General features: G+C 73.8%; 8 protein-coding genes. 3 read left to right on the forward strand and 5 right to left on the reverse strand.

Annotated features, from left to right (window positions below; all coding sequences use genetic code 11):
* Positions 1–334: 334 nt before the first annotated feature.
* The 3 genes from ABTY56_RS02660 to ABTY56_RS02670 all read right to left on the reverse strand — a co-directional run bounded on the left by ABTY56_RS02660 (position 335) and on the right by ABTY56_RS02670 (position 4448).
* Positions 335–460 (reverse strand): SapB/AmfS family lanthipeptide, encoded by a 126-nt coding sequence (locus tag ABTY56_RS02660; protein WP_350522840.1) that lies wholly within the window; start codon positions 458–460, stop codon positions 335–337.
* Positions 461–644: 184 nt separating this feature from the next.
* Positions 645–3263 (reverse strand): class III lanthionine synthetase LanKC, encoded by a 2619-nt coding sequence (lanKC, locus tag ABTY56_RS02665; protein WP_350625753.1) that lies wholly within the window; start codon positions 3261–3263, stop codon positions 645–647.
* A 693-nt stretch (positions 3264–3956) separates the two neighbouring features.
* Positions 3957–4448 (reverse strand): DUF1269 domain-containing protein, encoded by a 492-nt coding sequence (locus ABTY56_RS02670; protein WP_350625755.1) that lies wholly within the window; start codon positions 4446–4448, stop codon positions 3957–3959.
* 288 nt (positions 4449–4736) lie between these two features.
* Here ABTY56_RS02670 and ABTY56_RS02675 point away from each other — a divergent pair, with 288 nt between their 5' ends.
* From ABTY56_RS02675 to ABTY56_RS02685, 3 genes are read left to right on the forward strand one after another with little or no spacing between them, the layout of a single operon-like run.
* Positions 4737–5684 carry a polyphosphate kinase 2 family protein gene (locus ABTY56_RS02675; protein ID WP_350625757.1) on the forward strand — a complete coding sequence of 316 codons (948 nt, stop codon included), beginning with the start codon at positions 4737–4739 and terminating at the stop codon, positions 5682–5684.
* Positions 5685–5721: 37 nt separating this feature from the next.
* Positions 5722–8466, forward strand: a complete 2745-nt coding sequence (locus ABTY56_RS02680) for a cation-translocating P-type ATPase (RefSeq protein WP_350625759.1) — start codon at positions 5722–5724, stop codon at positions 8464–8466.
* A 28-nt stretch (positions 8467–8494) separates the two neighbouring features.
* Positions 8495–10231, forward strand: a complete 1737-nt coding sequence (locus ABTY56_RS02685) for a SulP family inorganic anion transporter (RefSeq protein WP_350625760.1) — start codon at positions 8495–8497, stop codon at positions 10229–10231.
* 34 nt (positions 10232–10265) lie between these two features.
* On the opposite strand, the gene ABTY56_RS02690 is transcribed toward ABTY56_RS02685, so the two are convergent.
* Positions 10266–11024, reverse strand: coding sequence for a maleylpyruvate isomerase family mycothiol-dependent enzyme (locus ABTY56_RS02690; protein ID WP_350625762.1), 759 nt, complete (start codon positions 11022–11024; stop codon positions 10266–10268).
* A 112-nt stretch (positions 11025–11136) separates the two neighbouring features.
* A partial coding sequence (locus ABTY56_RS02695; RefSeq protein WP_350625764.1) for a 2-dehydropantoate 2-reductase occupies positions 11137–12105 on the reverse strand: 969 nt, incomplete at its 5' end.

Here is a 12105-nt window from a genome sequence, read left to right on the forward strand (position 1 = left end):
CGGACCGCCGTGCGGTACCGGGCCGGGTGGCGGCGGCTTCGGCTGCGGCGGCGGCACGGGCGCCGGGTGGGTGGGATCCGTGCGGAGCGCCGCAGGTGGGGAGGGTTCGGTCGGCACGGGTGACCTCCGGACGGGTGCCTCGCCGGACCTGGGAACCGGGACCGGGCCTGGGAGGGGAGGGGAGGGGAGAGGCCGGGAAGGGGCCTGGAACGGGAACCGGGCCCCGGTCGCGTGACCGGGGCCCGGCGGCGTCCTCGGCGGGCCGGGCCCCGGACCCACGGGGCCGGCCCGCCTCGGACGCCGGCCGCGGGACGCGCCCGCGGCCGGCGGTTGCTCAGAGGCAGAGCAGGGTGCTGACCGTGCTGTTGGTGCAGTTGACGGCGCTCAGCGAGCTGAGGACCGAGCGGTACTCGACGGTCTCCTCGACGGTCTCCAGGGCCTGCAGGTTCAGGATCGACATGGTGAACTCCCATCGGGTTGTGGTGCGGTGCTCCCGGCTGTCGCCGGAACTCGTGGGCGGCGGATGACGCCGCAGGGTGGGCAGCCGGCCGGAGGCGGCGCTCGGCGTGCCCTGCGAAGCAGTCGGAACGGTCGGGTCGGTCGGGACGGCGGTCCGGTCCGGCCGGTCCGGCGCGGTGGGCTGGTCAGGCGAGGTTCGCGCGGGGTCCGTCCGGGCCCGCGGCGCCGGGCCAGAACGGCAGGGCCGGAGTGTCCGCGAACACCGCCCCGAGCGCGGTCAGCACACCGGCGCTGCCGGTGGCCAGGTCCATCGAGAGGCGCAGCAACTGCTCGCCGGGGAAGGCGAGGTGGCCTTGGTAGGGGATGGCGTGCCAGGCGAGCCGGCGGATGTGGCGGCGGATCGTCTCCGCGTGCGCGGTGCCCCCGCCCTGGGCCTGCCGGAGCAGGGCGATCAGGCCGGCCCGTCCGTTGAACAGGCCGGACTGGACGATGAACTCGGGCCGGGCGGCGCCGCGGATCTGTTCCAGCCGCTCGGCGAGCTCGGCGTCCGGGCGGTGCCGCAGGTAGCTGTGGAGGACGGCGGCGATGCCGGCGCTGCCGGACTCCAGGTAGGGCAGGACCCGGGTGCCGTCGTCGACCTGGAGGGTGCCGTCCTCGGCGAGGACGCAGCGGGCCAGGTCGCGGTCGAGGGCGCGCCGGGCGAGGTCCAGCAGCGCCGTGTCGCCGGAGTCCTCGTAGAGGTGCAGCAGCAGGAGGGCGGCTCCGGTGGGGCCGTGCAGCAACCCGGTCCGGGCCGCAGTCGCGGGTCCGGCTCCGGTGGCCGCGCCGTCCGGCAGGTGGAGGCCGAGCTTGGTGACGGCGCGTTCGGCGGCGTCCACGGCGGCCTCGTGCAGGGCCCGGTCGCCGGTGGCCTGCGCGAAGTGGCGCAGGGTCAGGCCGACTCCGGCCAGGCCGCCGGCCAGGTCGGGGCCGAGGCCGTCGGCGTCGTCCTTGCCCAGCCGTTCCAGCAGGTCGAGGGCCTCGGTGCGCCGCCCGAGCAGGTCCAGGACGTAGGCGACGCCGTGTGCGCCGATGAACAGGCCGGACCGGCAGGGTTCCCGGTGCACCGCCGCGGTCAGCCAGCGGACGTGGTCGGGGTCGATCTCGGCGCCGGTGGTGTGCAGGGCCCAGAGCACCCCGGCCGCGCCGTACGACAGGCCCAGTCCGTCGTGGGTGAACTGGCCCGGGTCGCCGGGGAAGAGCCGGTCGGTGCGGTCCGGTGTGGCGGCGGCCGTGATGGCGGCGGTGAGTTCCGCGCGCAGCCGGGGCCAGCTGTCGGGTCCGCCGTCCAGCAGTTCCTCGAAGGCGTGGCCCGGAGCTCCGACGGCGCCCGGGGTCGATGATCCCGAGGTCGACGCGGCCGACGCGTCCCGGGGGGCCGGCGGGTCGGGCAGCAGGTGCGGGGACAGCCCGAACCGCTGCCGGGCGGCGTGGACGAGCGCGCCCGCCTTGCCGGGGCTGAGGACGGTCAGCGGCATGAGCGGCAGGAAGAGCCAGAGCCGGATGGCGGCCAGCGCGTGCTCGTCGACCGCGAATCCGGTCAGTCCGGGCGGGGCCGCGAAGCCGGCCGCGCCGAGCGCGGGCCGGAGGAACTCGTCGACGGGGGAGGCGAGTTCGAAGTCGACGAAGGCGATGCTGCCGTCCGGCCGGACGATCAGGTTGCGCGGGTGGAGGTCGCCGAACACGATGCCGCGGTCGTGGATGGCGCGCAGGCCCTCGGTCACGCCGTCGAGGATGCGCAGCGCCGCGGCGCGGTAGTCCTCGACGGCGGCGTCGTCCGCCTCCGGGTGCACCAGCGGGTAGTTCAGCCCGAACCAGCGGTGCAGCGGTTCGCCTTCGACGTACTCCTGGACCAGGAAGTGGTGCTCCCACGTGGTGAGGTACCCGAGGGCGTCCGGTACGGCATCGAGGCCGCTCAGCCGGCGCAGCACGTCGTGTTCGCGGCCGAGCCGCCGGACGGCGTCCTCGCCGCGCTGGTCCAGGCCGGCGTGCGGCCGGGCCTCCTTCAGCACCACCTGCGGGCCGCCGTCGTTGTGCCGGCCGAGGTAGATGCCGCCGCCGTTGGAGAAGTGCAGGGCCCGTTCCACCGCGTACGGGAAGTCGCCCGGGCCGGTGCGCGCCGGGTCGGCCAGGGCCGGGGCGAGGACGGCGGGCACCGGTGCCCATTCGGGCACCTCGAAGACGGCCCGGCGGACGTCGGGGCGCAGCGCGCCGGAGGGTTCGCGGAAGGCGAGGACCAGTTCGCCGGTCTCGGTGCGGCAGAACTGCTCGACGAACCCGCCGTAGCGCAGGTAGAGCGGTCCCTCCCGCCAGCGGAGGTCGCTGAGGATGTACGGTCCGGGTTCGCCGGCGAGGGAGGCGTCGAGGTCGGTGAGACATCGCTCCAGCGCGTCGTCGCCGACCGGGTAGAGCGTCATGAACTTGCCGCTGGAGCCGCGCGGGGCGTACTTCGCGTTCTGCGTCTGGACCAGGGCCGGGCTGCGCAGGAACTTGAACGCCACGCGGTGGGCGAAGCAGTGGGTGCGGACGACGTCCAGGATCCGTGGGGCGTTGTCCATGCACGCCGAGACGTGGATCTTCCAGCCCTGTTCGGGCAGCCGGAGGTCGACGGGTTGGAATCCCACCCACACCTCGCGGGCGTTGCGCGTCCAGCCGGCCGGGGCCGGTTCGACCGCCGCGGGGAACTCCTCCAGGGTGGCCCAGCGGACCGGCGAGTCGTAGAAGAGCGGGTCGGCGTAGGAGTACGCCTCGTAGCGCATGTCCATCGGAATCCTCCAGGAGGCGTCGAGCAGCGTCGCCGCGCACCGTCGTCCGGGCGCACGGCACCACTGGGCCGGGGGAGAAACCTGGGAGAGGCGGATCGCCCGTGTGAAGGCCTCGGGTGGGAGGCCGGGGCAACTGGTGAGCGGTCCGGGGAGAGTCTGCGGTCAGCGTTCGGCCGGACGCCAGTGGCTCCGGGATGTTTGGCCGAATATCCCACCGGAATATTGATCGGGATGAATGGCATGGCCCCCCACCAGCCGTGATCGCTCCGGGTGCAGGGGTGACTCCGCCCCGTCGCAGGGCCGTTCCACGGGGACGCAGGTCGCGCGGCCCGGGCGGTGATCAACGGCGCCGGATCGCCGGCCGCAGCGCCGGACCGCGGCGGCCGGCGGCGGTGCCGCGATCGTCACCCGGTCGGTGTGTTCCGTTCGGTGGCACACGATCACCCCCGGGAACCCCGTTCGTGGCCGGATTCCTCCCGGCGCTCGTCCGGCGCAGCCGTCGGCGCACCGGTCCGCCCGACGGCGCGCACCCGGAGCCGGGCGATCTCGTGCGCCCGGGGTGCCGACGGGTCGCCCCCGATCACGACGCGCGCCGCCCGTCCACGGTCACGGCGCGCCGCGGACCCGCCGCCCGGACCGGATGACGGTCCTCGGCGGGCCGGCCCCTCACTCGCCCTCGGCGAACGCCTCGCGTCACTCGCCCTCGGTGAACGCCTCGCGCAGCCGGGCCTCCTCCTCCGCCGAGAGGTTGGTCTCCAGGAGTTCGGCGTGCAGGCCCGCGAACGCGGACCGGACGGCGTCGAGCACGGCGTCCGTGCTGAGGACGAACAGCGCGGAGGTGCCGGGCGTCACCTTGTCCCGCAGCCGCTTGATGAAGTCCTCGTCGATGCCGAGGTGGGCGAGGTGGCCGCCCAGCGCGCCGCCGGCCGCGCCCACCGCCGCGCCGAGGATCGGGACGAAGAAGATCAGCCCGAGCAGGAAGCCCCAGAAGGCACCGCCCAGGGCGCCCATGCCGGTCATGTCGCTCAGGTGGCGGGTCTTGGGCTTCCTGGCGTTGTCCGGCCAGCTGACCACGGCTCCGTCCTGGACCTTGATCAGCTCCTGGTGCTGCAGCTTCTTCAGTGTTCCGAGGGCTTCGTCGGCTCCGGCCGCGGTGGGGAAGCGCCATACCGTCAGGGTCGCCATCATGGTCTCCGGTCAGAGGGGGTACGCACGACAGGCCCATCGTCGGCCCCGCTCTCCGGTGCCGCCACACACGGGCACCGGACGGGCGACCCGGGGCCGTCGGAGGACGGCGGCCGCACCGCCACCGGGCCGCCGCCGCACCGCCGCCGCACCGCCGCCGCACCGCCGCCGCGCCGGCGCCGGGCCGCACGGGCAGGCCGACCCGGAAGGATGCCGCCGGATTGCCGCATCCACCCGACGGCCGCAGCGTGGCACGTAGCACTCTCCCGAGAGGACGTGGTACGGGCGATGTCGGACGCACGGACGGCCAAGCGCATTGCGAAGTTCGTCAAGCCGCTGCGGGTGAAGCCGGGTTCGAGCGTGGACCTGGCGGAGGACTTCGACCCCCGGTACAAGGCGGGCCTGAAGAAGCGGCAGGGCGCGGAGCTGCTGCGCAGCGGCGTCTCGCTGCTCTCGGAGTACCAGTCGCGACTGGCCGCCCAGGACACCTACGGCGTGCTGCTCTGCCTCCAGGCGCTCGACGCCGGCGGCAAGGACGGCACGATCCGCCACGTCATGAGCGGGGTGAACCCGCAGGGCGTCACGGTGAGCGGCTTCAAGGTGCCCTCGGCGGAGGAGCTCGACCACGACTTCCTGTGGCGGTACGCGCGGCGGCTGCCGGCGCGCGGCGACATCGGGATCTTCAACCGGTCGCACTACGAGGAGGTCCTGGTGGTGCGGGTCCACCCGGAGAACCTCGACCGGCAGAAGCTGCCCGCGGAGGCCAAGGGCCACGGGGTCTGGCACCGCCGCTACCGGGAGATCAACGACTGGGAGCGCTACCTCACCGACAACGGGATCAAGGTGGTGAAGGTCTTCCTGAACCTCTCCAAGGAGGAGCAGCGCACCCGTTTCCTGAAGCGGATCGACCTGCCGGAGAAGAACTGGAAGTTCTCCGCGGCCGACATCCGCGAGCGCGAGCGGTGGGACGACTACCAGGAGGCGTTCTCCGAGATGCTGTCGGCCACGAGCACGCCGTGGGCGCCCTGGTACGTGGTGCCGGCCGACCGCAAGTGGTTCGCGCGCATCTGCGCGGCGGCGGTGCTCGCCCACACGCTGATCGGGATCGATCCGCAGTACCCCACGGTCGACGACGACGCCCGGAAGGAACTCCTGGCCGCCAAGCGCCGCCTGGAGCGGGAGGCCCCCAGGGGCGCCGCGCGCGACCCGTACGCGGCCGAGCACCGCGCCGGCTGAGGCGCGACGTCGAGTTCCCGGACCTTGAGGAGTGACCATGGCGGAGCAGGCCGGCCTGCCCGGACCGCAGGAGCCCCCGGACCCCTGGTACGCGCGGCCTCCCCGGGAGGTCGCGGCCGTGCTCGGCGTGGACCCGGCGACCGGGCTGACGGCGGCCCGGGCGGCCGAGCTGCTCGCCGCGCACGGGCCGAACGCGCTGCCCGAGGAGAAGCCGAGGCCGGACTGGCTGCGTTTCCTCGACCAGTACCGCAGCTACATGCAGATCATCCTGGTGGCGGCGGCGGTGGTCTCGCTGGCGATCAAGGAGTGGACCACCGCGATCCTGCTGATCGTCCTGACCCTGTTCAACGCGGTCGTCGGGCTGCGGCAGGAGGGCAAGGCCGAGAGCGCGATGAACGCGCTGCGGTCGATGATGAAGGCCACCGCGCGGGTGCGGCGGGACGGGACGGAGGCGGAGATCCCGGCCGAGCAGCTGGTCGTGGGCGACGTGGTGGTCGTCCGGGCGGGCGACGAGGTCCCGGCGGACGGCCGGATCGTCGAGGCCAGCGCGCTGCAGATCGACGAGTCGGCGCTGACCGGTGAGAGCGTCCCCGCCGCGAAGGACGCCGGCACGCTGACGGGCGAGCGGCTGGGCCCGGGGGACCAGACCAACATGGCCTTCATGAACACCCCGGTGACCCACGGCAGCGGACTGCTCGTCATCACCGCCACGGGTGAGGGCACCGAACTGGGCAAGATCTCCGGGATGCTGTCGGCCACCGAGAAGGAGCAGTCGCCGCTCACCAGGGAGCTCAACACGCTGACGCTGTGGATCGCCGCGGCGGCCGGCCTGACCATGATCGTGATGTTCGCGCTCGGCCGCAGCCGCGACCAGGCGTGGGACGCCCTCTTCGTCAGCGCGGTCTCGCTGGCCATCGCGGCCATCCCGGAGGCGCTGCCGACGGTCAGCCAGGTCATCCTCTCCGTGGGCAGCCTCAACCTGGCCAAGCGGAACGCGATCGTGAAGGAGCTGCCGTCCGTCGAGACGCTCGGCTTCACCTCGGCGATCAACTCCGACAAGACCGGCACCCTGACGATGAACCAGATGACGGTGGTGGAGGTGCTGAGTCCGACGGACCGCTACACCGTCTCCGGCACCGGCTACCGCCTCGACGGGAGGATCCACCACGCTGCGGGCTCCGCCCCGAGCATCGAGGAGGCCGTCCTGCCCTACCTCGTCGCCAACGACGCCAAGCTGGTTGAGGGCCAGGTCGTCGGCGATCCGACCGAGGGCGCCCTGCTCGTCCTCGGCCACAAGGCCGGGCTGGACATCGAGGCCACCCGGGAGCGCTTCCCCCGCCTCGCCACACTGCCGTTCGACCCGAGCTACAAGCTGATGGCCAGCTTCAACGAGGCCAAGGACGCGGACGGCCGGCCGGTGGTGCGGTGCTTCGTGAAGGGCGCGGCCCCCGCGGTGACGGCCCGCGCCGCGACCGCGCTCTCGAACGGCGCGGTCGTCCCCTGGGACGCGGACCTCGGCGGACGCGCCCAGGCGCAGGTCGAGCGGATGGGCGGCGAAGGACTGCGGGTGATGGCCGGGGCCGTCCGCGACCTGGACCCGGCGGAGTTCGACCCGGACGGCGACCTGCTGGCGCTCGTCGACGGCCTGCGGATGACCAGCCTGGTGGCCATGGTCGACCCGCCGCGCGAGGAGTCCCGGGCGGCGGTGGCCAGCGCGCAGGCCGCGCACATCCGGGTCCGTATGGTGACGGGCGACGACGTCACCACCGGGGCGGCCATCGCGCGTCAACTGGGCATCGACGGCGAGGCCGTCCTCGGCGCCGACTTCGCCGCCCTGCCGGAGCACGAGCGACTGGCCCGGATCGACGGCATCGGCGTGGTCGGCCGGGTCGCGCCCGAGCACAAGGTGCTGCTCGCCGCCACGCTCAAGCAGAAGGGCGACGTGGTCGCGATGACCGGCGACGGCGTCAACGACGCGCCGGCCATCAAGGCCGCCGACATCGGCATCGCCATGGGCAGCGGCACCGACGCGGCGAAGAACGCCAGCCGGATGGTCCTCTCCGACGACAACTTCGCCACCATCGTCTACGCCGTGGAGGAGGGCCGGAAGCTCTACGACAACCTCACCAAGTACATCCGGTTCGTCCTGGTGCTGCTGGTGACCTTCGTGCTGACCTTCCTCGGCGCCGCGATCCTCAACATCGCCGCGGGCGAGCCGTTCACCCCGGCGCAGGTCCTGTGGGTGCACTTCGTGGTCAACGCCCCGTTCGGCTTCGCCCTCGGCTTCGACCGGGAGAGTCCCGGTCTGATGCGGCGCACCCCGCGCCCACGCGGGGAGACGGTGCTGACCGGGTCCGTGATGGTCACCGTCGGGCTCGCCGGGCTGGCCGTCACGGTCGCCCTGCTCGGGCTGACCAAGCTGGGCGAGGCGCACTACCACAGCGCGCACGTCGGCAACTCGATCGCGTTCACCGCCTTCGCGCTCTGCCTGATCGTGGCGGCCTTCGAGTGCCGCAGCGAGCGGGCGTCCGCGCTGAGCGCCGACACCTTCGACAGCAAGCAGATGAACCGGGCGGCCCTGGCCGAGTTCGTGCTGGCCGTGCTGGTCACCCAGATGGACGCGTTCCACCGCATCCTCGGGACCACCGACATCAACGCCCGGCAGTTCGGCTGGGCGCTGCTGGCCGCCGTCGCGTTCCTGCTGCTGTGGGAGCTGGGCAAGTTGCTGGCGCGCAGATCGCCGACCGCCCGCGCCGCGGCGCCGGTCGCCACCCGCCCGTGACGGTGTCCCGGAGTCCCTGAGGAGAACCATGGCTGCCGGTGCACCCGACCCAGGATGGCGCCGCGTCGTGCCCACCCTGCCGGGACTCGCGGTGCTCCGCGGCTACCGGCGCGACTGGCTGCGGGGCGACCTGCTGGCCGGTGTCACGGTGGTGGCCTACCTCGTGCCCCAGGTCATGGCGTACGCGAGCGTGGCGGGGCTGCCGCCCGTCACCGGGCTGTGGGCCATCCTGCCCGCCATCGTGCTGTACGCCCTCGTCGGCTCGTCCCGGCTGCTGTCGGTCGGGCCCGAGTCGACCACGGCGCTGATGACCGCCACCGTGGTCGGCCCGATGGCCGGCGGCGACACCGGCCGCTACGCCGTCCTGGCCGCGAGCCTCGCCGTGGTGGTCGGCCTGCTGTGCGTGCTGGCGTGGCTGGCCCGGCTCGGCTTCGTCGCCGACTTGCTCTCCCGGCCGGTGCTGATCGGCTACCTCGCCGGCGTGGCACTGATCATGATCGTCGACCAGCTGTCCAAGCTCACCGGGATCGACGTGCGCGGCGAGGGCTTCTTCCCGCAGCTGACGTCGTTCGTCTCGGACATCACCGAGGCGCACCTGCCGACCGTCGCCTTCAGCGTCGCGACCCTGCTCTTCCTCCTCCTGGTGGCCCGCTTCCTGCCGCGCCTGCCCGGCCCGCTGCTGGCCGTCGTCCTCGGCACCGCGATCTCGGCCGGGTTCTCGCTCAAGGATCACGGCATCGCGGTGATCGGCGAGATCCCGGCCGGGCTGCCCGTCCCCAAGCTGCCGGACCTGTCCCAGCTGAACCGGCTGGTACTGCCCGCGCTGGGCATCCTGCTGGTCGGCTACACCGACTTCATCCTCACCGCACGCGCCTTCGAGAAGGCCGGCGGGGAGGGGCGGCTGGACGCCAACCAGGAACTGCTGGGCCTCGGTGCGGTCAACCTCGGCGCCGGCTTCTTCCAGGGCTTCCCGGTGAGCAGCAGCGCCAGCCGTACCGCGCTGGCCGAGTCCGCGGGCGGCCGCAGCCAGGCGTACGCGCTCACGGCCGGCCTCGGCGTGGTCGCCGTGCTGTTGTTCCTCAGCCCGCTGCTGCACGACACGCCGGACGCGGTGCTGGGCGCCCTGGTGGTGTTCGCCGCGCTGCGGATGATCGACCTCGCCGGCTTCCGCAGGCTGGCCGCCTTCCGGAGCCGCGAACTGCTGCTGGCGCTCGGCTGCATGATCGGCGTGCTCAGCCTGGACATCCTCTACGGCGTGCTGGTGGCGGTCGGACTGTCGGTGATCGAGCTGCTCAGCCGGGTCGCGCGACCGCACGACGCGGTGCTCGGCCTGGTGCCGGGCGTGGCCGGGATGCACGACGTCGACGACTATCCCGAGGCGCGGACCGTCCCCGGTCTGCTGATCTACCGCTACGACTCCCCGCTGTTCTTCGCCAACGCGGAGAACCTGCACCGCCGCGCCCTGGTCGCGCTGGCCGAACAGCCTGAGCCGGTACGGTGGTTCGTCCTCAACACCGAGGCGAACGTCGAGGTGGACATCACCGCGTTGGACTCGTTGGACGCCCTGCGGCTCGAACTGGCCGCCCGCGGCATCGTGTTCGCCCTGGCCCGGGTCAAGCAGGACCTGCGGGACGAGCTCGACGCGTACGGCCTGAGCGAGTCCGTGGGCGCGGACCGGATCTTCCCCACCCTGTCGACGGCGGTCGCCGCCTACCGCTCCTGGGCGGGGGACGGCGGACCCCCGGACGCCGCGCCGCCCACCTGACCGGGGGCGGCGGGCGGCGCGGCCACGGCCGCGGTCAGAAGGCGGAGTTGGCGAACCAGTGGGCCAGCAGCCCGTCGTCGCCGGACACCTCGACGGCGTCGGCGGTGCGGTCGAGCCGGCCGTAGAGCACGAGCAGCAGGTCGGCGGCGGTGGCCCGGAGGGTGGCGTCGGCGGTCGCGCCGGCGCCGTCCGGGTCGAGGGCGAAGCCGTCGGGGCGCAGGCGCACCAGCCAGTCGCCCGCGCCGTCGGTGCGGGTGAAGCGGATGGTCCGGTCGTCGCCGCGCAGCTCGGCCGTCCTGGGCGCGAAGAGGGTGGCGAAGGGCAGGTTGGTGAGGAACTCGGCCACGCCGTCCGCCGCGAGGGCCGGGTCGACGGTGGGGGTGAGGCCGAGCGCGACCTCGGCGTCGATCCGGTGGACGAGGGTCTCGAACAGCATCCGGCGCACCCAGAACCGGGCGTGCTGGTCGGCGCCCCAGGCCCACATCGGCGTGTCGAGGTCGGTCTGCGCGAAGACGGCGGCGGCCTGCTCGGCGGACTCGGCCAGCCAGGCCGGGTAGTCCTCCGGCAGCTCGGGCAGCTGCAGGTCGACGTCGCGGCTGCGCGGGGGCTCCTGGATCCGCTGCCGGAGCAGGACGGAGAACCAGCGCTGCACGCTGCCGGCGTGCCGGACGAGCTCGGCGAGGGTCCACCCCGGGCAGCCGGGCACCGGGAGCGACGGGTCGGCGTGCCGCACGGTGGCGACGAAGCGGGCGGTCTCGGCGGCGACGGCCGTGCCGTGGTCGTGCGGGGTCATGAACGCCCTCTCCGGGAATGCGGGTCTCGCGGCGCCTCGGGACGGCGTGTCCGCCCAATGGTTCATCGCATGAAACAACGCGGGCGACGCTAGGCCTGAAAGGTTGAGTTTGTCAAACATCCGCCCCGTCGAGCGCCGCCAGCAACTCCGGGCCCGACCACCGCCGGGCGGCGCCCGGCCCGGCCCGCTCGGCCTCGCGGACCAGCGCGACCAGGCACGCGTTGGCCGGCGCCGACAGCCCGCAGCGCGCGGCGAGCGCGATCACCTCGCCCTGCAGCGAATCGACCTCGGTCGGACGGCCGCGCTGCAGGTCCTCCCACATCGACGAGCGGGCCCGGGCGTCGATCCGCAGCGCGGCCGCGGCCACCCGCCGGAAGAGCGCGTCCGGCAGCCCGAGCACCCGGGGCGTCCACTGCGGCGGCACCGGGCCGAGCCGGGCGGGCCTGATGCCCGCCACCCGGAAGGCCGCGAGCGCCTCCCGCTGGCACCGGGCCAGACAGGACCGGTACGCCCGGGTGCCCAGCTCCTCGCGCAGCGGCAGGCCGGACAGCGCGTTCACCGCGTTGTTCAGGTTCATCAGCAGCTTCGCCGCCTGCACCGCGGGCATGTCCGCGCGCAGCGCCAGACTCAGCCCGCCCGCCCGGGCCGCCGCCGCGAACGGGCCGACCGCCGGCCCGTCCTCGACCATGAGCGCACCGCCACTGCCCTGGTGCACGGCGGCCGGACCGCTGCGCACCACGTTGTACGGCACCATCCCGGCGAGCACCCGGTGGCCCGGCAGACCCGCCCGCAGCTCCTCGGCGTTGTGCAGGCCGTTCTGGAAGCTGATCACCACCGCGTCGGGTGCCAGCTGCCCGGCCAGCTCGAGCGCGGCCGCGCGGGTGTCGGCGGACTTGACCGTCACCAGCACGAAGTCCGCCGTCCCGGCGGCGGCCGCGCCGGTGGCGACGGTCAGCCCGCGCACCTCCCGCCGTGCGTCGCCGGGGCCGGTCAGCGTCAGCCCGTCCCGTTCGATCGCGGCCATCGCCGCCGGGCGGCCGATCAGCGTGACGTCCGCGGTGTCGGCCAGCATGCCCCCGAG

Origin of the sequence: Kitasatospora sp. NPDC097691 (assembly GCF_040302665.1) — a bacterium.
Lineage (GTDB): Bacteria > Actinomycetota > Actinomycetes > Streptomycetales > Streptomycetaceae > Kitasatospora.